This window comes from Chitinophaga japonensis (assembly GCF_007830125.1).
Taxonomy (GTDB): domain Bacteria; phylum Bacteroidota; class Bacteroidia; order Chitinophagales; family Chitinophagaceae; genus Chitinophaga; species Chitinophaga japonensis.
This window is the reverse complement of record NZ_VLLG01000005.1, coordinates 435,734-457,962: the sequence shown is the minus strand read 5'-3', so window position 1 is coordinate 457,962 and position 22,229 is coordinate 435,734. Positions and strand designations below refer to the sequence as shown.

General features: G+C 50.7%; 26 protein-coding genes. 21 read left to right on the top strand and 5 right to left on the bottom strand.

The features are described from left to right. The first annotated feature begins 141 nt into the window (after positions 1 to 141). The 8 genes from LX66_RS23255 (at position 142) to LX66_RS23220 (ending at position 5,692) form a co-directional block, all read left to right on the top strand. Positions 142 to 975, top strand: coding sequence for a DUF4249 domain-containing protein (locus tag LX66_RS23255; RefSeq protein ID WP_158642727.1), 834 nt, complete (start codon positions 142 to 144; stop codon positions 973 to 975). Between the two features lie 24 nt (positions 976 to 999). Further along, complete coding sequence (trxB, locus tag LX66_RS23250) at positions 1,000 to 1,953, top strand: thioredoxin-disulfide reductase (RefSeq protein ID WP_145717895.1); 954 nt, start codon at positions 1,000 to 1,002, stop codon at positions 1,951 to 1,953. Between the two features lie 112 nt (positions 1,954 to 2,065). Beyond that, on the top strand, positions 2,066 to 2,416 hold the full coding sequence (gene folB, locus LX66_RS23245; protein WP_145717894.1) for a dihydroneopterin aldolase: 351 nt from the start codon (positions 2,066 to 2,068) through the stop codon (positions 2,414 to 2,416). A gap of 49 nt (positions 2,417 to 2,465) precedes the next feature. Next, a complete protein-coding gene (locus tag LX66_RS23240; RefSeq protein ID WP_145717892.1) occupies positions 2,466 to 3,224 on the top strand; it encodes a tetratricopeptide repeat protein in 759 nt (252 codons plus the stop codon). Positions 3,225 to 3,264: 40 nt separating this feature from the next. Then, the gene (locus LX66_RS23235; protein WP_145717890.1) at positions 3,265 to 4,146 is read left to right on the top strand and encodes a DUF3822 family protein; all 882 of its coding nucleotides are present in this window, start codon (positions 3,265 to 3,267) and stop codon (positions 4,144 to 4,146) included. Then, complete coding sequence (locus LX66_RS23230; protein WP_145717888.1) at positions 4,137 to 4,691, top strand: RsmD family RNA methyltransferase; 555 nt, start codon at positions 4,137 to 4,139, stop codon at positions 4,689 to 4,691. The genes LX66_RS23235 and LX66_RS23230 overlap by 10 nt, the downstream gene beginning before the upstream one ends. Positions 4,692 to 4,694: 3 nt before the next feature. Beyond that, positions 4,695 to 5,165, top strand: a complete 471-nt coding sequence (gene coaD / locus LX66_RS23225) for a pantetheine-phosphate adenylyltransferase (protein WP_211366486.1) — start codon at positions 4,695 to 4,697, stop codon at positions 5,163 to 5,165. A 92-nt stretch (positions 5,166 to 5,257) separates the two neighbouring features. Continuing rightward, positions 5,258 to 5,692 carry a hotdog fold thioesterase gene (locus tag LX66_RS23220; RefSeq protein WP_145717884.1) on the top strand — a complete coding sequence of 145 codons (435 nt, stop codon included), beginning with the start codon at positions 5,258 to 5,260 and terminating at the stop codon, positions 5,690 to 5,692. Here LX66_RS23220 and LX66_RS23215 read toward each other — a convergent pair whose 3' ends face one another. Beyond that, positions 5,693 to 6,325 carry an NUDIX hydrolase gene (locus tag LX66_RS23215; RefSeq protein ID WP_145717882.1) on the bottom strand — a complete coding sequence of 211 codons (633 nt, stop codon included), beginning with the start codon at positions 6,323 to 6,325 and terminating at the stop codon, positions 5,693 to 5,695. Between the two features lie 39 nt (positions 6,326 to 6,364). Here LX66_RS23215 and pyrE point away from each other — a divergent pair, with 39 nt between their 5' ends. Together pyrE and LX66_RS23205 are read left to right on the top strand one after the other, a co-directional pair. Then, entirely contained in the window at positions 6,365 to 7,003 is a 639-nt protein-coding gene (gene pyrE, locus LX66_RS23210) for an orotate phosphoribosyltransferase (protein WP_145717881.1), read from the top strand. Positions 7,004 to 7,063: 60 nt separating this feature from the next. Further along, positions 7,064 to 7,435 (top strand): heavy-metal-associated domain-containing protein, encoded by a 372-nt coding sequence (locus LX66_RS23205; protein WP_145717880.1) that lies wholly within the window; start codon positions 7,064 to 7,066, stop codon positions 7,433 to 7,435. Positions 7,436 to 7,510: 75 nt separating this feature from the next. Here the strand turns inward: LX66_RS23205 and LX66_RS23200 are convergent, their stop codons facing one another. Then, a complete protein-coding gene (locus tag LX66_RS23200) occupies positions 7,511 to 7,969 on the bottom strand; it encodes an LEA type 2 family protein (protein WP_145717879.1) in 459 nt (152 codons plus the stop codon). A gap of 333 nt (positions 7,970 to 8,302) precedes the next feature. Between LX66_RS23200 and LX66_RS23195 the strand changes: the two genes are divergently transcribed. Both LX66_RS23195 and LX66_RS23190 read left to right on the top strand, forming a co-directional pair. Further along, complete coding sequence (locus LX66_RS23195; protein ID WP_145718372.1) at positions 8,303 to 8,944, top strand: WbqC family protein; 642 nt, start codon at positions 8,303 to 8,305, stop codon at positions 8,942 to 8,944. Between the two features lie 235 nt (positions 8,945 to 9,179). Continuing rightward, a complete protein-coding gene (locus tag LX66_RS23190; RefSeq protein WP_145717877.1) occupies positions 9,180 to 10,577 on the top strand; it encodes a type III PLP-dependent enzyme domain-containing protein in 1,398 nt (465 codons plus the stop codon). A gap of 59 nt (positions 10,578 to 10,636) precedes the next feature. Here the strand turns inward: LX66_RS23190 and LX66_RS23185 are convergent, their stop codons facing one another. From LX66_RS23185 to LX66_RS23175, 3 genes are all read right to left on the bottom strand, one after another. Further along, entirely contained in the window at positions 10,637 to 11,116 is a 480-nt protein-coding gene (locus tag LX66_RS23185) for a nuclear transport factor 2 family protein (protein ID WP_211366483.1), read from the bottom strand. A gap of 171 nt (positions 11,117 to 11,287) precedes the next feature. Further along, a complete protein-coding gene (locus LX66_RS23180; protein WP_145717875.1) occupies positions 11,288 to 12,154 on the bottom strand; it encodes a hypothetical protein in 867 nt (288 codons plus the stop codon). 164 nt (positions 12,155 to 12,318) lie between these two features. Beyond that, positions 12,319 to 12,768, bottom strand: a complete 450-nt coding sequence (locus LX66_RS23175) for an Hsp20/alpha crystallin family protein (protein WP_145717873.1) — start codon at positions 12,766 to 12,768, stop codon at positions 12,319 to 12,321. A gap of 246 nt (positions 12,769 to 13,014) precedes the next feature. Here LX66_RS23175 and LX66_RS23170 point away from each other — a divergent pair, with 246 nt between their 5' ends. The 9 genes from LX66_RS23170 to LX66_RS23130 all read left to right on the top strand — a co-directional run bounded on the left by LX66_RS23170 (position 13,015) and on the right by LX66_RS23130 (position 22,205). Then, on the top strand, positions 13,015 to 13,428 hold the full coding sequence (locus LX66_RS23170) for a BrxA/BrxB family bacilliredoxin (RefSeq protein ID WP_145717871.1): 414 nt from the start codon (positions 13,015 to 13,017) through the stop codon (positions 13,426 to 13,428). A 158-nt stretch (positions 13,429 to 13,586) separates the two neighbouring features. Then, entirely contained in the window at positions 13,587 to 14,747 is a 1,161-nt protein-coding gene (locus LX66_RS23165; protein WP_145717870.1) for a prolipoprotein diacylglyceryl transferase, read from the top strand. Positions 14,748 to 14,779: 32 nt separating this feature from the next. Further along, positions 14,780 to 15,205 (top strand): hemerythrin domain-containing protein, encoded by a 426-nt coding sequence (locus LX66_RS23160; protein ID WP_145717869.1) that lies wholly within the window; start codon positions 14,780 to 14,782, stop codon positions 15,203 to 15,205. A 535-nt stretch (positions 15,206 to 15,740) separates the two neighbouring features. Then, positions 15,741 to 18,209 (top strand): TonB-dependent receptor domain-containing protein, encoded by a 2,469-nt coding sequence (locus LX66_RS23155; protein WP_158642726.1) that lies wholly within the window; start codon positions 15,741 to 15,743, stop codon positions 18,207 to 18,209. A 145-nt stretch (positions 18,210 to 18,354) separates the two neighbouring features. Continuing rightward, positions 18,355 to 18,915 (top strand): RNA polymerase sigma factor, encoded by a 561-nt coding sequence (locus tag LX66_RS23150; protein WP_145717866.1) that lies wholly within the window; start codon positions 18,355 to 18,357, stop codon positions 18,913 to 18,915. Between the two features lie 18 nt (positions 18,916 to 18,933). After that, positions 18,934 to 19,491, top strand: coding sequence for a hypothetical protein (locus tag LX66_RS23145; RefSeq protein ID WP_145717865.1), 558 nt, complete (start codon positions 18,934 to 18,936; stop codon positions 19,489 to 19,491). Beyond that, complete coding sequence (locus tag LX66_RS23140; protein WP_145717863.1) at positions 19,475 to 20,560, top strand: hypothetical protein; 1,086 nt, start codon at positions 19,475 to 19,477, stop codon at positions 20,558 to 20,560. Before LX66_RS23145 ends, LX66_RS23140 begins: the two co-directional genes overlap by 17 nt. A 168-nt stretch (positions 20,561 to 20,728) precedes the next feature. Next, a complete protein-coding gene (locus tag LX66_RS23135; RefSeq protein ID WP_145717861.1) occupies positions 20,729 to 21,454 on the top strand; it encodes a head GIN domain-containing protein in 726 nt (241 codons plus the stop codon). A gap of 259 nt (positions 21,455 to 21,713) precedes the next feature. After that, a complete protein-coding gene (locus tag LX66_RS23130) occupies positions 21,714 to 22,205 on the top strand; it encodes a YajQ family cyclic di-GMP-binding protein (protein ID WP_145717860.1) in 492 nt (163 codons plus the stop codon). Positions 22,206 to 22,229 lie beyond the last annotated feature (24 nt).

The window sequence follows — 22,229 nt, the reverse complement described above, 5'->3', positions numbered from 1 at the left end:
TGAGGGCATATGCTTTAGCGCCTAACTTATAAGAACACCGGCTGTATATATTACAAGCCGGTGTTTTTTGTTACCCGATGTAACCTTATTTTTGTAAGCTATATGCGTACAACAGCTATTTTAATTATCGGCTGTGTATTCATGGCTGCGTGCGAAAAGGATGTCACCGTCAACCTGCCGCAGGGCGAAGAACAGATGGTGGTGGAGGGGACCATAGAAAGTGACAGGTATCCGGAAGTGGTCCTGACACGCAGCCTGAACTATTTTAGCCATATCACCGTTGATCAGTTGATCAATGCATTTGTGCACAACGCCACCGTTACCGTTTCGGACGGCGCCCGCACCATGCAACTGAAGGAATTTTCCAGGGACACCACCAGTGGTGTAAAGTGGTACTACTACTCCGCAGATACTACCCTGGCAGATGCCTTCACAGGAAAGCCCGGGGGCCGCTATACCTTACGTATCACCGTAGCAGGCGAAACCTATGAAGGGGTAACCACCATTCCGGGCAGCGGCATGGTCCTGGACTCCCTGTGGTCCCATCTTTCATCCAGTGATCCCGGCCTGGCCCGCCTGCAGGGCGTGATCTCCGATCCGCCGGAAAGAGGCAACTATGTGCGGTACAAGACCGCGCGTAACGGGGGCATATTCAGACCCGGTATCAATTCTACCATTGACGACCAGATCGTGAACGGCGTTACCTTCAGCCTCCAGTTGGAGGCCGGCCATGACAGGTCCCAGCAGATAGATTACGATACCTATGGCTATTTCAAGGCGGGCGACAGCGTGCGGGTGATGTTCAGCCAGGTGGACAAGGCCACCTTTGATTTCTGGCGCACCCTGGATTTTGCCTATGCCAGCAATGGCAACGTGTTCTCCTCCCCGCTGCAGGTGAGGGGCAACATTGAAGGCGCGCTGGGATACTGGGGCGGCTACGCCACCAGCTACCGCAGCATCCGATTAGTAAAGTAATTGATTGATCTTTAGCATACAAGTATGGAAAACACACAACAGCAAGAGCATGTACATGTACTGATCATTGGTTCCGGTCCTGCCGGCTATACCGCAGCCATTTATGCGGCCAGGGCAAACCTGAAACCGGTTTTATACCAGGGTATACAGCCCGGCGGACAGCTCACTATAACGACAGAAGTAGAAAACTATCCCGGCTATCCCGAAGGGATACAGGGACCCGAAATGATGGTGGATTTTGAAAAGCAGGCCGCCCGCATGGGCGCAGACATCCGCTACGGGATGGCTACCGCCGTTGATTTCTCCGTACGCCCGTACCGGGTAGTGATAGAGGAGGAGAAGGTGATCACCGCCGATGCCGTGATCATTGCTACCGGCGCTTCCGCCAAGTGGCTGGGGCTGCCCTCCGAGCAGCGCCTGAACGGCAGCGGCGTAAGCGCCTGCGCCGTTTGTGACGGCTTTTTCTTCCGGGGCAAGGAAGTGGCCATTGTTGGCGCCGGCGATACCGCGGCTGAAGAGGCCCTGTACCTTTCCAAAATGTGCTCTACCGTACACATGATCGTGCGCCGCCATGAAATGCGCGCCTCCAAGATCATGCAGGACAGGGTCATGAAAACGTCCAATATTATTGTGTACTGGAATACAGAAACCCAGGAAGTGCTGGGCGAGCATAAAGTGGAAGCCGTAAAGGTGATCAACAACCAGACAAAGGAGGAAACCACCATTCCTGTCAGCGCTTTCTTCGTGGCCATCGGGCACCAGCCCAACTCCGGCATTTTCCAGGGATTCCTGGACATGGACGAGCAGGGATACATCAGGACCATTCCCGGCACCTCCTGCACCAACCTGGAAGGCGTATTTGCCTGCGGCGACGTGCAGGACAAAATATACCGCCAGGCCGTAACCGCCGCCGGCAGCGGCTGTATGGCCGCCCTGGACGCGGAGCGCTACCTGTCTTCCCTGGAACACGACAGTTAATTGAATTAATAATGAATAATTAATAATTAACAATTCCCGTAACACCCATGTTGCACGTAGCATCCATGCTACGATTATTAATTGTTAATTATTAATTATTAATTTAAAACGGATGTTGACAATTGCATTGGAACAGATCCGGATGCGCGCCTTTCACGGCTTTTACCCGGAGGAGCAGGTGATCGGTAACGATTTCATCGTGGATGTATCCGTTACCTTTCCTGAAACCTCCCCGGTGGACGGCTTGTCGGATACGGTGAACTACCAGGACCTCTTTACTGTTGTAAAAACAGTGATGGACGTGCCCAGGCCCCTGCTGGAGCAGGTAGTGGAGGCTATCAGCAATGCGGTAAGGGAAAAGTATCCCCGCATTAAAAGAACGCAGGTCTCCCTGCGGAAAATGAACCCTCCGATGGGGGCGGACATACGGAATTCCCTGGTATCCCTGGAGAGAGAATATTAGATATACTTAATTTTTTCTATATTACGCTTGAAAAAAACTAACCCATCCTATGGCACAAAAATTCCTCGCCGCCGTTTGCTTTTTGTTCCTGGGCACCGGCGCCCTGTACGCGCAGAGCGTGGATGAAATGATCGCAGCCGCTAAGCAGCTCGAAAAGCAGATGAAAGAATCGGAAGCCCTGCTTAAGTACAAGGAGGTCCTGAAAATACAGCCCGACCAGGTGGAGGCGCTGATTGGGGCCAGTGAGCTCAGCTCCCGCGAGGGGAACCGCCAGAAGGACAAGGATGCCAAAGCCCGTTATTTCAATGAAGCCAAAAGCTACGCGGAGCAGGCGCTGAAAGTGGCGCCCAACAATGCCGGGGCCAACTATGTCATGTCGGTAGCCATGGGGCGCATGGCTCTTATTTCCGGCGTAAAGGAAAAGGTAGCCGCCTCCCGGGATGTGAAGAAGTACGCCGAGCTGGCCATCAAGTTCAATCCCAGGTATGCCGAGGCCTATCATGTGCTGGGCAAGTGGAACTATGAAGTGGCCAACCTCAATTTCCTGGAAAGGAACGCCGCCAAAGCCCTTTTCGGCGGGCTGCCGGATGGCTCCCTGCAGCAGGCCATCGCCAACTACGAGAAATGCCGCAAGCTGGATCCCTCATTTATACTGAATTACCTGGAGCTGGCGCGCGCCTATAAAAAGGACGATCAGCAGACCCAGGCCATGGAAGTGCTGAAAAAAGCCGTCACCCTCCGCAGCATCCACCAGGATGACAACGCCATCAAGGCCGATTGCAAGAAAATGCTGGAAGATATGCAGTAAGAAGGCATTTTGCCTTAATTTAGCTGCTTTATTATAAAGTATGTCCGTACTATATCATATGCAGCCTGCATTTACAGTAGATGATGCCACTTTGCTGGAAACGGACCTCACTACCTGTCACCTGCTGGTGCTGGTAGGCAGGGGGGCGCTCAGTTACGTGGTATTTGATCCTGCCGCAGGCGGGAAGTTCCTCGCCCTGAAATCCTATAATTTTCAACCGCAGAAGCTGGCCGTGGCCGACCTGGAAATGATTGAGCAGGTGTTTGATGCAGACAAGCTGCTGTTCACCGCCTTCCGTTCCGTATTGCTGGCTTTTGATACGGCCAACAGCACCCTGGTGCCGGAAAAGCATTACAGCCCGCAGTTAAAAAAGGAATACATGCACATGGCATATCCTGAAAAGCTGCAGGAAGTAGTGCTGGCGGATATACTGCCGCCCCCCCTGTCCGTAGTGAACATCTATTCCGCAGACAAGGACCTGCTGGGCTTTTTACGCAAGGAGTTTTCCACAGACCGGGTGGTGCATGCCCATTCCGCACTGCTGCAGGCCTATCCCTACGATTTTGATTTCCGGAATAGCGAAGGCATCGCCTATGTAGCGGTGCAGCGCAACCGCTTTACCCTCACCATCTACTCCGGCGGCAAGCTGGTAAACCAGCAGGAGCAGCCCTACCAGACCGGGCTGGATGTAGTGTATCACCTGGTGAATACCCTGCGCCTGCTCTCCCTGGACGAGCAGAAGGTAAAAGTGAAGCTGGGCGGCGCCCTTACCAGCGACTCCCTGGTATACCAGGAGCTGTATAAGTTCATTCCCCGGCTGGAATGGGTACAGCGCCTGCCCGAATTCCAGTACATCAGCAAAATGCAGGAGATACCCGGCTACTATTTTCATAACCTGTATGCCCTGGCCCTATGCGTATAATAGGAGGGGCATATGGAGGCAGAAGGTTCCAGCCGCCGGCCAGCATGCCGTATACGCGGCCTACCACCGATATTGCCAAGGGAGGGCTTTTCAATATTATTGAGAACAACCTGGATATCCCTTCTCTGAAAACCCTCGACATCTTTGGCGGCACCGGCAGCATCAGCTATGAGCTGGCCTCCCGCGGCGCCACGGACCTCACTATTGTGGAGAAAGACCCGGAAATGGCCGGCTTTATCCAGAAAACGGCCGCCTCCCTGGGCATCCAAAGCCTGCGGGTGGTACGGATGGACGTGTTCAAGTTCCTGCAGCAATGCACGGAAAAGTTCGACTTTATATTTGCCGGCCCGCCCTATGCCCTCACCACCATAGACCAGCTACCGCTGCTGGTGTTTGAGCGGCAGCTCCTGAACCCGGAAGGATGGCTGGTGCTGGAACATACGCCGCGCAATAACTACCAGCACTATGCCTATTACCGGGCAGAGCGCAAGTACGGCACCACTATATTTTCTATTTTTATTAACCGGGAGGAACTGAAAAAATAGATCATGCGTATATGTGTATTTCCGGGCACCTTTGACCCTATTACACTAGGCCATACCGATGTAATAGACCGGGCGCTGGACCTGTTCGATGAGCTGATCATCGCCATTGGCGTGAATGCCAGCAAAGTACCCATGTTCCCGCTGGAGCAGCGCCTGCAATGGATACGGGATATATACCGGCACGAGCCCAGGATCAAAGCCGCCGCTTACGAAGGCCTTACCGTGGACTTCTGTAAAAAGATGCAGGCCCGTTTTATCCTGCGGGGTATCCGCTATGTAAGCGATTTTGAGTACGAAAAGGCGATCGCAGACGTGAACCGGGCGATGGACAACAGCCTGGAAACCATCTTCCTCACCTGCACGCCCCAGTATACCAGCATTGCGTCTACCCTGGTAAGGGACATTATCCGCAATAAAGGCGATGTATCACAGTTCCTGCCTGCGGAGGTGCTACGTACAATTAATAATGAATAATTAAGAGTGAATAATCGTAGCACTCGTGTTCCGCTGAAACATCCCTGTAACGCATATTATTAATTATTAATTCTTAATTATTAATTCGTAAGATGAAACCTATCTGGCATTCTTTGGATATCTCCCTGGACCAGCTCAACGAAATGTCTGCCGGTACCATGGGCGCTCACCTGGGCATGGAGTTTACGGAAATAGGCCCGGACTACCTCCGTATCATGATGCCGGTAGATTTCCGTACCGTGCAACCCTATGGCCTGCTGCACGGCGGCGCCTCCGCTGCCATGGCGGAAACAGCGGGCAGCGTGGCCTCCGCCCTGATCATAGACCCGGAAAAGCAGATCTGCGTAGGCATGGAGATCAATGCCAACCACATCCGGGGCGTGCGGGAAGGTTACGTGCACGGCATCGCCCGGCCCCTGCACCTCGGCTCCACCACCCATGTATGGGACATCCGTATTACAGATGACCATCACAAGCTGGTGTGCGTAAGCAGGCTCACCGTGGCGGTACTGCCCAAAAAGGAATAGTCAATTATTATATCCTGCCCGCTCAAACACGTCCACGATGTTCTTATAGGAGAATTTCAGGTACTTGCCCAGGTGCTCGGGTCTGATCCACTGTATGTCCATAATATCTTCCTCTATCTGCGGCACGGTCAGCTCGGTGCCATGGAACAACATGTTGTACCAGTAGGTATGCTTCAGCACCTTTTGCTCCTTCAGCGGGTAATAATGGTAAGTTTCCGTGATCTTTTCCCCCAGGGTAATGTTGCGCAGGCCGGTTTCCTCCTGCACTTCCCGCAGGGCGCATTCCTCCAGGCTTTCACCGTCATCCTGCTTGCCTTTGGGCAGGTCCCATTTGCCCTTCCTGAATATCAGTAATATGTCCCCCTCCGGGTTGGTCACCAGGCCGCCCGCCGCCACAAATTCCTCGAAATGGCCTTTTATCGCCGCCAGCAGGCGCTGGGTGTCCGCCTGTACAAACACGGCCGCCGGAATTTCGCCGGCTTCCAGGGCTTTCAGGGTGTGGCTGATGGCGCCGGCATCGGGAGTAGGGCATACAGGCGCATCTTTGTAGTCGCCCGGGATATCCTTCTGGCGCGCGCACAGGATCAGGGGCCGCTCGTTAAGATATATGATAGTAGTATTCTGCTGTTCCATGCAGCAAAAATAGTTATATGTACATATATTTGCCCACTTATGAGTAACATCAGCGAAAAACAAGTGGCGGAAAAGCTGCTGCAGGTGCAGGCGGTAAAGCTGCGCCCTGCCGAGCCCTTTACCTGGGCCTCCGGGTGGAAATCGCCCATTTACTGCGATAACCGTAAACTGCTGTCTTACCCTTACGTGCGCGACTATATTAAATCCGAGCTGTGCAACGTGGTGTTTGAAGCTTTCCCGGACGCCGCCGTGATTGCCGGCGTAGCTACTGCGGGCATACCGCATGGCGCCCTGGTGGCGGACCAGTTGAAGCTGCCGTTCATTTACGTGCGGTCCAAGCCCAAGGAGCATGGCATGGGCAACCGTATTGAAGGCGTGCTGCAGGCCGGGCAGCCGGTAGTGGTGGTGGAAGACCTGATCTCCACCGGCAAAAGCAGCCTGGAAGCCGTACAGGCCATACGGGAAGCAGGCGGGGAAGTGATCGGCATGGTATCCATCTTTAACTATGGCTTTGATGTGGCCGTACAGGCCTTTGCAGCGGCGGGCGTGCCTTATCACTCCCTCAGCAACTACAACACCCTGATAGAGCTGGCGGTGGAAAAAGGCCTGGTATCGGAATCGGAGGTAGCCACCCTGCAGGACTGGAGAAGCTCGCCGGATAAATGGGGCCGTTCATAACAACGGTGACCGGCGACTAACAACTATTTACTAATTTAGAGTAGTTAAAAACTTATACTTATGCGTATTATTCAGCTCGTAGTGGTCATGTTGTTTGCCGGCATCGGCGTAAGCGTGGCGCAAAGCAAGAAAGGTACCCTCGTAACCGCGAAGATCAGCACACCCACCGTACAGTGTGAACAGTGCAAGAACCGTATTGAAAGATACCTGAAGCAGGAAACCGGTGTGGCCTACAGCAAAGTAGACTACAAGAAAAAACTCACCACGGTGAAGTTCTACAGCGACCGTACCAATATCGAGAACGTGAAAACCGCCATTGCCAATGCAGGCTATGATGCGGACAACGTAACCGCCAATACGGAATCCTATGACCGGCTGCCGCTCTGCTGCAAAAAGCCGGAAGATGGCGGCGGCCACCCGGATAAGCATTAAGTAACTGGTTATCAATGATATTTACAGTCCCGTTCGCCGGTCAGCGACGGGACTTTTTTTGTGCAGCAAACTGTTTTAGAAAAACTTCAGCGGCTGCCGGGTCTCGCATTTAATGGGAAAGGGGAAGTACACCCCGCCTTTGCCGACCTTGCAATTGCCGGTGGCGCGGATGGTCACTTCCTTGTTGACGAGGGCGCCCCAGGCATTTTTCAGCACATTCTCCATATTCACCTCCAGCTTTACGGGAAAGTAAAAAGTGTCCTTCGCCGGGATCCGGATCAGGGTATCCTGGATGGAATGCCCTACCTGGGTATCGTCAAAAAAGAGATCGAAAGAGGCGTCTTTCAGTTGCAGTTTAAAATTATTGGGGTTGTAATAGGCCAGGGTCATCCGTACAATGCTTTTGGAAAAACCCAGGTCGTCCAGGCTTACGCCGGCCACCCGGACAAATTCCAGGTCCTTCACTTTTTCACAGGAGCTGATCATGCCCCAGGTGAGCAGCACTGCCAGTATTAAAAGGAAACTTTTCTTCATTCCCCAAAAATAGCAAAATACCTACTCCCGGAAGAGGGGCGTCCATAAATTCACAAAATCTAAACAATTCCTGCCGCGTCCGCTTACTTCACATTTTACTTTAAGTAAAAACAGGCTTCAAAATGAACAAAAAAGCTACTAATTACTTTAGTATTTTTGCACTTGTCTTACATTTTGCTTTAATCATCAAAATGCTAAAAAAAATAGCATATTTTTTATTTTTCTATGAACTGTTTTACAGGAGATTGTAATTAATTATTAACTGGTGAATACTAACAGATTCAACTACCGGAAGGATTGGTTTTCACAAACTTTGAACTAAATTTTGACAACATGACAGCCGCCGCTAATAATGGAACATTACTAATTGAATTACAATATTTTCCAAATATTTGCTTCTATAAAACTTTAATTAAACATCACATATTACAGATAGAGAAATATGAACACTATCAGAAGCTGAGTTTTCGCAACCGTTGCTACATTGCCGGGCCTAATGGCCCTATCCTTCTGAGCGTGCCCCTGGCCCGCGGAAAAAATCAGCGCACCGTGATAAAAGATGTGCGGATCAGCAACGAGGAAAAATGGCAGGCCCTCCATTGGAAGACCCTGGTATCTGCTTACCGCCGCTCTCCCTGGTTCGAGTATTTTGAAGAAGACCTGCAGGCGCTGTACGAAAAACCTTTCGGGTTCCTGCTGGACTGGAACCTGGCCTGCCTGGAATGGGCCAACCGGGCCCTGGGGTATGACTGCCAGCTTAGCTTCACCAGCGCCTATGAAAAGGAGTACGATCCGGCCGCCGGCATTACCGATGCCCGCAACCTGCTGAAGCCCGGCCGGGAGCAGCCCTGCGAAACGCCGGCCTACACCCAGGTGTTCCAGGACAGGACCGGTTTTGTGCCCAACCTCAGCATCCTGGACCTGCTCTTTTGCGAGGGCAGGCATAGTATGAGAATAATAGGAAGTGGGAAGTAGGAAGTAGGAAGTAAGATACGCGAAGATCATCCTACCTCATATTTCATATTTCTTACATCTTACTGCCCGCCGGTAAAAAGGGGGAAATTTTTTAGCCCGGCAATAGAACAAAATATTTAGCTTTGCAACCAATTTTGCTGGGTTTCAAACTGACGTAGGTGTGCAAACCAGGAGTTTTCCAGCTAGACCTGAGTTTAAATTTTATTACTAACCTAAAATTCATTCGCAGTTTTAGATGAACAACACCTACACGGACCTCGTTAATCAAACCTTTGAGTTTCCCCAGGAAGGTTTTGATGTGAAGGACAATTACCTGACCTTTAATGGGCTGGATGTGAAGGCTTTGATCGACAAGTATGGCACCCCCTTCAAGCTGACCTACCTGCCCAAGATCGGGATGCAGATCAACAAGGCCAAGAAAATGTTCCAGGATGCCATTAAAAAGAACCGGTATGACGGGAACTATTATTACTGCTACTGCACCAAGAGCTCACATTTCTCCTTTATCATGGAGGAAACCCTGAAGCACGGCGTGCACATTGAAACCTCCTTTGCATACGATATTGATATCATCAATAAATTGTATGAACGGAAGAAGATCAGTAAAGAAACCTTCATAATTTGCAACGGTTATAAAACAAAAGGTTATACCCGTGCCATTACCCGGCTTATCAACAGCGGCTTCAAGAACGTGATCCCGGTGCTGGACAATAAGGAGGAGCTGGACGACTACCAGAAGCACGTGCGCCCCAAGGAACCGGTAAAGCTGGGCCTGCGCATCGCCGCCGAGGAAGAGCCGACCTTCGACTTCTATACCTCCCGGCTGGGCATCCGCTCCCGTGACATACTGGAGTTTTATGTAGACAAGCTGAAGGGCAATGAGAAGTTTGAGCTGAAAATGCTGCACTTCTTCATGAACAAGGGTATCAAGGACGACATTTATTACTGGAGCCAGTTTAACCGGGTGCTGAACCTGTATTGCCAACTGAAGAAGATCTGCCCGGAACTGGATAGTATTAATATAGGAGGGGGATTCCCCATCAAGCATTCCCTGGGCTTTGACTATGATTATAATTACATTGTGAATGAGATCGTAGCCACCATCAAGAATGTTTGCAAAAAGAACAAGGTGCCGGTACCGGATATTTATACGGAGTTCGGTTCCTATACGGTAGGCGAAAGCGGCGCAGTGATATACAGCGTAATAGGAGAGAAGATGCAGAACGACCGCGAGAACTGGTACATGATAGACAGCTCTTTCATTACCACCCTGCCGGATACCTGGGGCATCGGGGAAAAGTTCCTGATGCTGCCCATCAACAAATGGGACCAGGAGTACCAGGAGGTGCACCTGGGCGGGCTCACCTGCGACGGGTACGACTTCTACACCTCGGAAGAGCATATTAATGCCGTGTTCCTGCCCAAGCTCACCAATGGGGAGCCGTTGTATATCGGCTTTTTCCATACCGGCGCTTACCAGGACCAGCTAAGCGGCTACGGAGGCATCAAGCACTGCCTGATACCCTCCCCCAAACACGTAATAGTAGGATACGATAAGAACGGGCAGCTCAAAGACTGGCTTTATGCCAAGGAACAAAGCTCCCAGAGTATGTTAAAGATTTTGGGTTATTAAGAAAATGGGTTAGTAATCCACTTAAAAACCTCCCGATTCTTCGGGAGGTTTTTTAATTATTAATTTCCGCAATTTTTCCGCCGGGTATCTATTAAATAAGCAATCTTCCAAACGCCCTCCAGCTTTACCAGTTGAAAGGAATTCACACCGCAGTGGCTATACGCTTTGCCCAGGTAAAAACGGTACGGGGTCCATACGGATGCCAGCTCGCCGTCTATAGCAATGTGGCCGTACTCGATCTGCTCATCCCACACGTCCGTGTGAGGGGAACCTACCGCATCCAGGAAGCGCTGCAGCGAAGCCGTCTTTACTTCTGTGCCGCCCCCGGCAGGCGTTGCAATGGTCTGGAGCACCGCTCCGGGAGCAAATGCAGCCTTTACCATGCTGCTATCTCCCTTGCGCATGCCCTCAAACAGTTGCCCGATGGTGCTTTTCACGGCCGCTTCCTCGCCGGCCTGCATGGGGGCTGGTGTTGTGGCGGCGCAGCCGGCCCAGCACAGGAGCAGTATGCATAAACGTTGTAAGGAAAGTAGGATCATATTAACCTGAATAATAAATGATGAGATGGGCGGGAAAATTACAACTTTATTGGTATCTGGAAGATGTAAGCGGTCATCTATCTTTGTGGTCTCCAAAATTCATCCGTCTTATTTTCCCCTTATGCTTTTGAATATTTCCTTAACCTATGCCATGGAATAGGCTCTTCAGCATTACTGGGGAGCTTTTTTATTTTCCTCCTCTGCTACCTTGTGGGGCTGTTGCAACAGGTCTATCGCCGTTTCACACTGTTTTTCAATTTCCGTAAGACAAGCTTCCAGCAGCTCCAGGTTGCCTTCCAGGTATTTGGTCTTGCCGGAGCGGGACAGCCCCTTTACCAGCATGAACTGCTTGGTGAGGTTTTGCCGGATCAGGGCGGAATGCTGTTTCTGCCGTTGCAGGGTACGGCGCTGCTCCAGTATCATAATATTATTATAATGCCGGCCCAGCACCCGTATAATAATAAACAGGATGAACAGCGCCGTTAGCGCAGGCGCCGCGTTGTACACCTGCTCCGGGGAATAGCCCGGCATTTGGACCAGCACCAGTTGATGCGCCTTTACATAGGCCGCCAGCCCCAGGTAGCCGCAAAGCAGGCTGCCCAGCGTGAGGGTAATGGCCAGGTTGGTGGTGAGATAACAGAACAGGATGCTCAGTACCCAGGGAATGGCATAGTTCAGCGAAATATCCAGGTTGTTCAGGAAGGACGACAGCATGGCGAAGGTCAGTGTGGTTAGCGCCGCAACGGTACCCGTAGCGCGGACCGGCGCGCGCATTTTCAGCATAGCCATTCCTGCCAGGCACATGGCCAGGAAAAATGGATATAACAGGAGCTGCCGGGTATGCTGGTAGTAAAGTGTAATGAACAGGGTAGGCACTATCAATAAAATATGAAAGAAAAGGTAGTCAAATATCAGTTTGATATTATAGTGCTCCCGGCTGTCCAGTGTTTTTTTCAAAGCGCCGCCTATCACGGCTTTCTCGGCAGCGACATAGAGTTTTCCGGCAAGTGTCCACCTGTATTTGGCTTTGGGTGCCATGTTTACTTCGTTGGGAGGCAAATTATCATATTAAAATAGCATACCCGTTAAACGTTTGTGTGAATTATATAGGACACGCCCGGCCGGGATGATAATAAAAAAAGCCCGGCAACTGTTACATTGCCGGGCTTCGCAAACTCCACTTATCTGTTGATTCCCAGTACTTATCCTACTACGATAGATTTGGTCCTGGGCTGCGCTTCTTCCTTCTTGGGCAGTTGCAACTGCAGGATACCATTTTCATATTTTGCCTGGATCTTCTCCGCATCTACGGTCTCATCCAGGGTAAAAGAACGTTTGAAGGAGCGGAAACTGAATTCACGGCGGATCTGCTTCTGGTCTTCAGCTTTCTGTTCTGCCTGCTTTTCCGCGCTGATGCTCAGTACGTTCTTGTCCAGGTTGATCTTAAAATCTTCCTTGGACAGGCCCGGTACCATTACGTCCAGCAGGTAGGCCTCCTTGGTTTCCCGGATATTCACCGGGGGATAGGTGCCGAAGAAATCGCCGGTCAGGAAATCGTCCTTCAGCAGGCGGGCGGTGTTGTTAAATACTTCGTCCATAAGACCGCCAAATGATTTGTGTGCAGGGTGATGATTGAATTTTACGAGTGTCATAGCCTATAAAGTTTTTTTTGTTTTAAGGTTTTTTGTTTTCCAACGATCTCACCTAATCAAATGGAATACCAGGCCCTGAAATAAGTAATCTTGCCAGTATTTTCACGAATAAAACGACATAGTGTCATTTTTGAGTAAGATAATATGCCAAAAAGACGTTTTTAGTGTCCATTTTTTTAAAAAGTGCATTGTTATAACTAACTTTGTGGGAACAAAAAATTAAAAACAAGAAAAAATTATAGTGATATGTATCCTGCGGAACTAGTAATGCCCATGAAGGCAGAGTTGACAGATAATGGCTTTGAAGAACTGCTGACCCCCCAGGCAGTAGACGAAACACTGAAGAAAGAAGGCACCACCCTGGTGGTGATCAATTCCGTATGCGGCTGTTCGGCCGGTACTGCCCGTCCGGGTGTGCTGCTGGCAGTAGCGCACAGCGAAAAGAAGCCCGACAGGCTGGCTACCAGCTTTGCCGGTTTTGATATGGAAGCTGTACAGCAATTGCGTACGCACCTGCTGCCTTATCCACCTTCTTCTCCCTCCATCGCATTGTTCAAAAATGGAGAACTGGTGCATTTTATTGAGCGTCATATGATTGAAGGCCGTCCGGCCCAGATGATCGCCGCAAACCTGGCAGACGCTTTTGAACAATACTGCTAGGGGAAATCCCAAACCACAAATCCCAAACGCCAAATTTGGAATTTGGGATTTGGAATTTGGGATTTTTCAACCTTACTTTGGTGGTTTGATTTTCCTTTTGATTAATTCGGCTTTGTTCATAGGAAAACTCAGATCACCAAACTTTTTTTACAGCTACTATGTATCCTAATCTATATTACGCGTTCAGAGACCTCTTCGGCGTTGAACTCCCTTTCCTGAAAATCTTTCAAACGTTCGGCTTTTTCGTGGCAGTAGCTTTCCTGGCGGCTGCCTATGTGCTGACCATTGAGCTGAGGCGGCGGGAGCGGTTGGGCTGGATGGCCGGCTACCCGGAAACCATAGAAGTAGGCAAGCCTGCCAGCACGGCGGAACTGATCTGGAACGGCGTACTGGGGTTCCTGTTAGGCTTCAAGGTCATAGGCGCTGCGCTGGCATGGGATACCGTGTCCCGCAACCTGCAGGGTTTCCTGCTGTCCGGCGAGGGCAACTGGCCGGCCGGCATTGTGCTGGGCGCGCTCTTTGCCTGGCTCAAATACCGGGACAAAAAGAAGAAAGCATTGCCGGCTCCTGAAAAGAAGACCATTACCGTAATGCCGCACCAGCGTGTGCCGGATTTTACCGTGATGGCCGCCGTTGCCGGCCTGATAGGCGCCAAGATATTCCACAACCTGGAGAACTGGGGCGATTTTGTGCAGGACCCCATCGGCTCCCTCTTATCTTTCAGCGGGCTTACTTTTTATGGCGGCCTGATAGTAGCCGCTATTGTTATAATAAGGTATGCCAACAAGAAGCATATCAACACCTTTCACCTGATAGACAGCGCCGCACCGGCGCTGATGCTGGCTTATGGCGTAGGCCGTATGGGATGCCAGTTTGCCGGCGATGGGGACTGGGGCATTCCCAACCCTCATCCCAATCCCTTCTCCTGGCTGCCTGACTGGGCCTGGGCCTATAACTACCCGCATAACGTGATCAATGAAGGCATTCCCATCCCGGGATGCGAGGGGAACTACTGCCGTATGCTGGAAGTGCCCGTATATCCCACACCGTTATATGAGATCATTGCCTGCCTGCTGTTGTTCGCCTTACTGTGGAGCATCCGCAAAAGGATCCGGGTGCCCGGCGTTATATTCGGCATTTACCTGGTGCTGAACGGTATTGAAAGGTTCTTTATTGAAAAAATAAGGGTGAACACCAAGTATGACATCTTCGGTTTTCATCCTACACAGGCAGAGATCATTTCTTTCCTGATGGTGATCGGGGGAGCCGTGTTCATCTGGTATTGCCGTAAGGCTTATGCCGCAAAAACCACAAACTAATTTGCATATCAGCACACCAGCACATTGATATTATGCATCGTCATTCCACTTTAGTGCCCTTGTCGCACGAGCACAAGCGCTTGTTATTTGTATGCCGGTACCTGAAAAGGGATGCCGCTCCCTATGAAGGCTTCCCGCTGGAAACCCAGGCCAAGCTGGCCTATATAGTAAAGGTGTTCCAGGAAGTGATGGTGCCGCATATCCAGAAAGAAGAATACCTGTTTGAGCGTTGCCAGGGCAAAGATGCTGCGCTGGATGCGCTGGTGCAGGAACTGGTAACGGAGCACCAGCAGATATCCCGCATGTATAGCGCCCTTACCGAGCAAACAGACCTGGAAAACGCCATGGACCAGTTGGCCCGCGCCCTGGAAGCACATATCCGGAAAGAGGAGCGCGTGTTCTTCGAGCGCCTGCAGCAGGATCATGCTGCGCTGCTTGATAAGATTAACTGGGAGTAATCACCTGTCCCCATATTTATACTGCTTTTTACCGACGAAAACCTGCAGCTTACCAAAAACACATTGGCCCTGATTCCGCTTAGGAATACCTTTGTCATGTAGGAGGCAGGAAGTATGAAGTAAGATGTATGATGTAACGTACGCTTTCTACTTCCTGCATCTTACTTCATATTTCATACTTCTTATGTAACAAAAGGAGGGATAGATCGTCTTTATGATATTTATAAATGTTCTGTCTTTATCTGCATAGCATAATGGATGTTCATTAAACCCCGGTAATGTTTTTTGATATGGCAACTTTTACCAATCGTCACCGTGTAACGACCGTTTATGTAAAACTATGTACTATGCAATGCATAATACCTACCTTTACACTGTAGTTGTCAAACAAAGGTTCTATAAATTAAACAAATAATTGGTGAATAAAAATTTATAAATTCTAATCTGCCCTTATATGAAACCGAGCCAGAGCCATTCTAAACAAAATCTTCATGCAGGGTTCCATCCAGCCCCCGCAAAGGCAAAAAACAACCGGATGAAAAAACTTGTAGCGCTGTTGACCTTGAGTAGCATCATGTTAGGCGCCCTGAAACCAGCTTTAGCACAAAATGCTTTACCTGTTAAGATCACCGGGGAGGTGACCCAGGCAGGTAATAAACCGGTGGAATTTGCCACGGTGACCTTATTAAAAGCAAAAGACTCCTCCCTTGTGAAAGGAGCCATAGCAGACATCAATGGCCGCTATGAATTCGAGAACATCAAACAGGGCCGCTACCTGGTAGCTGCCAACTTTATCGGGATGACCAAAGCATTCAGCAAACCTTTTGAAGTGACCGGCGGAAAAGCGGCCGTACACCTGGATCCGCTGACCCTGGCCGCTGACGCCCGTAACCTGAAAGCCGTAGACGTAACCGCCAAAAGGCCCTTTATTGAGCAACGGGCCGATAAAATGGTGGTGAACGTGGAGAACAGTATCGTTGCCGCCGGCGGTACCGCCATGGAAGTGCTGGAAAAAGCGCCCGGCGTAACCGTGGATAAAGATGACAACATCTCCCTGAAGGGAAAGAATGGTGTGATCATTATGCTGGACGGCAAACCCACTAATATGAGTTCCCAGGACATTGCCCAGCTGCTGAAAAATATGCCCAGTAACAACATTGAGCAAATTGAGCTCATTGCCAATCCTTCCGCCAAGTACGATGCAGCGGGCAATGCCGGGATCATTAATATCAAGCTGAAGAAGAACCGGAACTACGGGACCAACGGCAGTGTGAACCTGGGCTTCGCACATGGCCGTACTCCCAAGTACAACGGTGGCCTGAACCTGAACCACCGGAACGGGAAGGTGAACATCTTCGGTAACTATAACTATAACCACCGGGAGAACGACCAGCGCCTGGGCCTGTACCGTACCGGCACCAGCAACGGGCGCTTCAACGTGTTCGACCAGTTCAACCTGATGAAGAACAAGTCCGACTACCATGCAGCCAAAGTGGGTGTGGACTATTTCATTGCCAGGAACCACACCATCGGTGTGATGGTGGACGCGGCCTACCGCGACTGGGGCGGCCCGGCTACCTCTACCACCTACATCGGCAATGGCCAGGTGGTGGACTCTACCCTGATCACCCGTACGGAGAATAACTCCAACTGGAACCGCTGGGCCTACAACCTGAACTATAAAGGCGTGCTGGATACCACCGGTAAAGAGCTGAACATTGACCTGGACTACGCCCGCAATAAGCAGGACCAGACCTCCAACATCCTGGCTTCCACCTGGAGCAGCACCGGCAAGGACTACCTGCGCGGCGACACTTCCCGCAACCTGACACCCTCCACCATCGACATCAAAACCGTAAAGGCGGACTATACGCACCCGCTGAAGAACCAGGCCAAATTTGAGGTCGGCTTCAAGCTGAGCTTTGTGGAAACGGATAATGACGCGCAGTTTGATTCCCTGCGCTACAACAAATGGGTGTATGACGCCAACCGTTCCAATCACTTTATATATAAGGAGAACATCAATGCCGGGTACCTGAACTTCCACAAGCAGTTCAAGAAATGGGGCATCCAGGTAGGCGTGCGCGGCGAGCAGACCCATGTGAAAGGCAACTCACTGACGCTGAACCAGCTCAATGATACCACTTACTTCAACCTGTTCCCCAGCGTGTTCCTGAGCTATGCCGCCGGCAAGGACCACCAGTTCGGTGTTTCCTACAGCCGCAGGATACAAAGGCCCAGCTACGAGGACCTGAATCCCTTTGAGTACTACCTGGACCGCTATACCATTGCCTCCGGCAACCCGTACCTGCGGCCGCAGTACTCCAATAACTTCGAGATCACGCACACGTTCAGGCAGTTCCTGATCACCTCCCTGGGCTATGCGCACACCACGGACATGATCACCCAGATCGCGGAGGCAGGCCAGGACCCCGTGACCGGCGATACCACCGTGCTGAGGTATAAATACCTGAACGTAGCCAAGTCAGATAATTTCAACCTGAACATTTCCATGCCGCTGCCCATCACCAAATGGTGGAACACCTTTACCAACGTGTCTGTTAACTACAGCATGTACCAGACCGTGGTGAACAACAACCTGGTAGACCTGGACGCTGCCGGCTTTTTTGGCCGCACCCAGCACACCTTTACCCTGCCCAAGGGCTTTACCACGGAGCTGACCTTCTTCTACCTGTCACCCCAGATCTCCCAGGAAGGGCTGTTTAGGATGAAGTCCATGTACGCGCTGGACTGGGGTATCCAGAAGCAGATCCTGAAGAAGAAGGGCACCATCAAGGTGAGCGTGAACGACGTTTTCAATAACCAGCGCTTCCGCGGCACCTTTGACAATGCAGGCTATTACACTTCCGTTATGAGCAAATGGGAAAGCCAGCAGTTCCGGGTGAACTTCACTTACCGCTTCGGCAATACGAATGTAAAAGCCGCCCGCAACCGTAAAACCGGCCTGGAAGCCGAACAGAACCGCGTAAAGGGAGGTAACTAATTGATTGTCTGTTAACTCCAAAAACTCCGGACTGGTTTTAGGTATATATAAGGATGGAAGAAGCGCGGCTCCGTAGGCCGCGTTTCTCTTTCCCGGGATTTTTTTGACCGCACGTGCAACCTTTTCACACTTTATCGTCTTTATAATGCAAGAAGCATTTACCAACAACTTGAATCCAACGCCTGTAACAGACCAACTGGTGGCCCGCTGCAAAAAGGGTGACGTACGCGCTTTCCGCGAGCTGTACGACGCATACTCCACGGCCATGTACAATATCTGTCTGAGAATGACAGGTAATGTTACAGATGCGGAAGACATCCTGCAGGAGGCGTTCATCCAGGTGTATAACAACATCGGCAGGCTGGCGCAGGCAGGCAGTGTAACAGCCTGGATCAAAAGGATCGTGGTAAACCAGTGCCTGAGCCACCTGCGCCGTAAGAAGGTATATTTCGAAGAGGTGGAGCAGGTGGAAGTAGAAGAGGAGGACGCGGTAGACGAAGAGGGCTTTACCTGGACGGTAAGCGCGGTAAGGGACGCCATCCAGGCTTTGCCTTCCGGGTACAAGACGGTACTGAACCTCTACCTTTTCGAGGAATATTCCCACAAGGAAATAGCCGGCATGCTGGACATTTCGGAATCTACCGTAAAAACCCAGTACATGCGGGCCAAGGAAAGGGTAAGGCAAATGGTGAAAAGGCAAAACTGATCAATAAAAGTTTCGTTGATGTCTGACAACAATTTAGAGGATTTCATCCGGCAGCACCGCGCCGGTTTTGAAGAGGAGGGGCCCCGCCCCCGCGTGTGGAAGGAGCTGGAACGGCAACTGAAGGCCAGCCAGCCATCGGGGAAAGTGGCATACCTGCTGAAGCGCCACTGGCTAAAGGCTGCCGCCGTGCTGGTGCTGGTAGTGAACAGTGTAATGCTGTACCAGTTCCTGCAGTTCAAAAAGCAGCAGCAGGACCTGGCCCGTATATCGCCCGAGCTGCAGGAGGCGCAGGTGTATTATTCTGCGCAGATAACGCAGCGGCTGGAAGATATCCGGAAATACCCGCCGGAAGTGCTGGGGCTGGACAGCGCCGCCCGCAAAGAGCTGGAGCTGCGCAATGAAACTTTCCAGCTACTCGAAAAAGAACTGCAGCAAAACCCCGGCAATGAACGTATCCGGTCTGCCATGATCCGGTACTACCAGATGAAGCTGGACCTGCTGGATAAAATACTGGAAGAATTACGGGCCAAACAGCCTCCATCTAAAACACTGAACAATCATGAACGTGAAATTTAAAACGCTACTCTTACTGTTATTGCCGGTGTGGGCATGTGCGCATAACGGGGATATTGAGTTCAAACGCACCGTTGTAAAGGAATTCAACGTGAATAATAACGCCAGCCTGGACGTTTTCAACAAGTACGGTAAAATAGTGGTGCATACCTGGAACCGGAACCAGGTGAAAGCTACTATCGTGATCACCGGGTTTGGCAAGAACACTGCAGAAGCCCGGGAAATTGCCAACGGGGTGGAGATACAAACCAATGCCGGCTCCGGGAATGTAACCATGCAAACCAGCTACAACGCCGGCAAAGGCGGAAAGTGGTTCTCCTGGGGCGATAAACGGGACTCCAAAGAGTATGTGAATATAGATTACGAGCTGTACGTGCCGAGAAGCCTGGGAATGCTGACCCTGGAAAATAATTTTGGCGATGTGATCACCGACCAGTTGCCCTTTGCCGTCAAAATGAACCTGAACTATTGTTTCTATGCCGTCAAAGAAGTAGCAAAAAAACTGGAAATGAGCCTGAACTACTGTGAAAAGGGCAGGATAGACAAAGCCGGCGACCTGGTGATACGCTCCAATTATTCCGATGTGCATTGCGACGCCGCTGGTAGCGTGGACGTAAGATCTAACTATTCCGACTATACGCTGGGTAACCTGCGATCGCTTACCGCAAGGTCTAACTACAGCGATTACAAGGTACGGCAGTTGGGTAGCATTGACGCTACTTCCAATTACAGCGACATCGTTATCAGCAGCCTGCGCGACCGTGCAGACCTGAAGCTGGTGTACAGCGATTTTAAAGCGGAAGAGGCGTCCGACGTTTTCAAGGGAGGCGAGATAAGCCTGACCTACAGTGACCTGGAATTGGGGCTTTCTCCTAAATGCGCCCTGCAGATAGCGGTAGACCTTAATTACGGCGATCTGAAGACCGGCGATCTGCCGTTGAAAAATATCAGCTCTGTAAAAAGAAAAACGCAGTTAACATATACCGCCATCACCAACAGCGGGGGAGAGCAGTCGCCCAGGCTTAGCATCCGTGGTGTGAGAAGTGATGTGGACCTGTCCGGGGGGCGCTGAACCTGCACTTTACATACGGCCATTCTAAATCCTTTTACATACAAAGAAGACAAACATTACTGAACTTCAAAACCTATCGTAATGAAACCGGGTATGATAAACAGTTCTTACATAGGGACATGTTAATGCGAGGTTCCATGAGATTGCTAACCAAAAAATTATTAACGAATGAAAAGAAAATTGTTCCTCTACATCCCGCTGCTGGCCTTCATCCTTGCGTTATCCTCCTTTGTGCGGCAGCAGGAGCGCGTAAGCGGCAACGGGCAGGTGAAGCAGGAGAACCGGCAGGCAGCCCGTTTTGAGAATATTGGCACCTCCGGCTCTTTCAAGGTGTACATCCGGCAGGGAAGTACCCACTCTATTCAGGTAGAGGCGGAAAGCAATCTGCTGCCGTATATTGAAACGAACATTCATGGAAACGACCTTGAGGTAAAGGTGAAAAAAGGGTACAATATCCGGCCCACCAAACCCGTGAATATCTATGTGACGATGGAAGAAGTGCATAACCTGGCCGCCAGTGGCTCCGGTGGTTTTTTCAGCAAGGGAAAGCTGAAGACCGACGGGCTGAAGCTGTCCATCAGCGGCGCCGCGGATGCCGACCTGGATATTGATGCCGGCAAGGTAGAGGTAGCTGTTTCCGGCGCCGGTAATGTGAAGTTGACCGGCACCAGCAGCGAAGCAGATTACGGGGTGTCCGGCAAGGCGGATATCGCCGCTTTTGACCTGCAGACCGATGATGTAAAGATCGGTATTTCCGGCAGCGCCAATGCCCGGGTATATGCCCGTAAAACCCTGAAAGTAGGCGTTTCCGGCATGGGAAATGTAAAATATAAAGGTAATCCGGATATTTCCCAGGCCGTGTCCGGCAGGGGCAGTATCGCCAAAGAAGGATAAACGCATTGACCTCCGCCAGGTGTTTACCTATGGGAGTCGTTGGATAACAAGTTTAATATTTAACGGTTACTCCCGCCCTTGCCCGTCTCAGCCGGGATTTGGGGCGGGATTTTTTAGGAAATCCCAAATTCCAAATCCCCAATTCCAAAACGTGAGCAGGCCACTGATAACATGCACTGTTACAGTAGTTAGACCACTGCTGCCAGTTTGGAATTTGGAATTTGGATTTTTTTATCTTTGTTCCAAAAGTATTTCAATTATGCCATCCTTTGATATTGTTAGCAAAGTAGATGTACAAACACTGGACAACGCCATCAATACCGTGAAGAAGGAGATCACCAACCGGTTTGATTTCAAGGATTCCCATGTGAGTATTGAGCTGAACAAAAAAGACCTGGCGCTGAACCTGGAAGTGGAAAGCGATATGAAGCTGAACCAGGTAATAGACGTACTGGTGAGCCGCACCATGCGGCAGGGGCTGGATGCGGAGATCTATGATCTTGGTAAGGAGCCTTACCAGAGCGGCAAGGTCCTGAAAAAGGAAATACCGGTGCGCAACGGCATCAAGCAGGACGACGCCAAAAAGATCATAAAAATGATCAAGGATTCCGGCCTGAAGGTACAGGCGGCCATTATGGACGACATTATACGGGTAACCGGTAAGAAAATAGATGATTTACAGGCGGTTATACAGAAATGCAGGGAGGGGAAATTCAACCTGCCGCTACAGTATGTGAACATGAAGTCCTAAAACTTCAATTTACTTTTGTTATTT

What these genes read in the sequence shown, in the direction of transcription:
- LX66_RS23165 (WP_145717870.1), top strand. Translation starts at nt 13,587, where the DNA reads ATGTATCCTAATCTATATTACGCGTTCAGAGACCTCTTCGGCGTTGAA.
- LX66_RS23205 (WP_145717880.1), top strand. Translation starts at nt 7,064, where the DNA reads ATGCGTATTATTCAGCTCGTAGTGGTCATGTTGTTTGCCGGCATCGGC.
- coaD (WP_211366486.1), top strand. Translation starts at nt 4,695, where the DNA reads ATGCGTATATGTGTATTTCCGGGCACCTTTGACCCTATTACACTAGGC.
- LX66_RS23215 (WP_145717882.1), bottom strand. Translation starts at nt 6,325, where the DNA reads ATGGAACAGCAGAATACTACTATCATATATCTTAACGAGCGGCCCCTG.
- LX66_RS23155 (WP_158642726.1), top strand. Translation starts at nt 15,741, where the DNA reads ATGAAAAAACTTGTAGCGCTGTTGACCTTGAGTAGCATCATGTTAGGC.
- LX66_RS23160 (WP_145717869.1), top strand. Translation starts at nt 14,780, where the DNA reads ATGCATCGTCATTCCACTTTAGTGCCCTTGTCGCACGAGCACAAGCGC.
- LX66_RS23190 (WP_145717877.1), top strand. Translation starts at nt 9,180, where the DNA reads ATGAACAACACCTACACGGACCTCGTTAATCAAACCTTTGAGTTTCCC.
- LX66_RS23255 (WP_158642727.1), top strand. Translation starts at nt 142, where the DNA reads ATGGCTGCGTGCGAAAAGGATGTCACCGTCAACCTGCCGCAGGGCGAA.
- LX66_RS23150 (WP_145717866.1), top strand. Translation starts at nt 18,355, where the DNA reads ATGCAAGAAGCATTTACCAACAACTTGAATCCAACGCCTGTAACAGAC.
- LX66_RS23240 (WP_145717892.1), top strand. Translation starts at nt 2,466, where the DNA reads ATGGCACAAAAATTCCTCGCCGCCGTTTGCTTTTTGTTCCTGGGCACC.
- LX66_RS23200 (WP_145717879.1), bottom strand. Translation starts at nt 7,969, where the DNA reads ATGAAGAAAAGTTTCCTTTTAATACTGGCAGTGCTGCTCACCTGGGGC.
- LX66_RS23140 (WP_145717863.1), top strand. Translation starts at nt 19,475, where the DNA reads ATGAACGTGAAATTTAAAACGCTACTCTTACTGTTATTGCCGGTGTGG.
- LX66_RS23230 (WP_145717888.1), top strand. Translation starts at nt 4,137, where the DNA reads ATGCGTATAATAGGAGGGGCATATGGAGGCAGAAGGTTCCAGCCGCCG.
- trxB (WP_145717895.1), top strand. Translation starts at nt 1,000, where the DNA reads ATGGAAAACACACAACAGCAAGAGCATGTACATGTACTGATCATTGGT.
- LX66_RS23220 (WP_145717884.1), top strand. Translation starts at nt 5,258, where the DNA reads ATGAAACCTATCTGGCATTCTTTGGATATCTCCCTGGACCAGCTCAAC.
- LX66_RS23145 (WP_145717865.1), top strand. Translation starts at nt 18,934, where the DNA reads ATGTCTGACAACAATTTAGAGGATTTCATCCGGCAGCACCGCGCCGGT.
- LX66_RS23195 (WP_145718372.1), top strand. Translation starts at nt 8,303, where the DNA reads ATGACAGCCGCCGCTAATAATGGAACATTACTAATTGAATTACAATAT.
- LX66_RS23170 (WP_145717871.1), top strand. Translation starts at nt 13,015, where the DNA reads ATGTATCCTGCGGAACTAGTAATGCCCATGAAGGCAGAGTTGACAGAT.
- folB (WP_145717894.1), top strand. Translation starts at nt 2,066, where the DNA reads ATGTTGACAATTGCATTGGAACAGATCCGGATGCGCGCCTTTCACGGC.
- pyrE (WP_145717881.1), top strand. Translation starts at nt 6,365, where the DNA reads ATGAGTAACATCAGCGAAAAACAAGTGGCGGAAAAGCTGCTGCAGGTG.
- LX66_RS23135 (WP_145717861.1), top strand. Translation starts at nt 20,729, where the DNA reads ATGAAAAGAAAATTGTTCCTCTACATCCCGCTGCTGGCCTTCATCCTT.
- LX66_RS23185 (WP_211366483.1), bottom strand. Translation starts at nt 11,116, where the DNA reads ATGATCCTACTTTCCTTACAACGTTTATGCATACTGCTCCTGTGCTGG.
- LX66_RS23130 (WP_145717860.1), top strand. Translation starts at nt 21,714, where the DNA reads ATGCCATCCTTTGATATTGTTAGCAAAGTAGATGTACAAACACTGGAC.
- LX66_RS23175 (WP_145717873.1), bottom strand. Translation starts at nt 12,768, where the DNA reads ATGACACTCGTAAAATTCAATCATCACCCTGCACACAAATCATTTGGC.
- LX66_RS23180 (WP_145717875.1), bottom strand. Translation starts at nt 12,154, where the DNA reads ATGGCACCCAAAGCCAAATACAGGTGGACACTTGCCGGAAAACTCTAT.
- LX66_RS23235 (WP_145717890.1), top strand. Translation starts at nt 3,265, where the DNA reads ATGTCCGTACTATATCATATGCAGCCTGCATTTACAGTAGATGATGCC.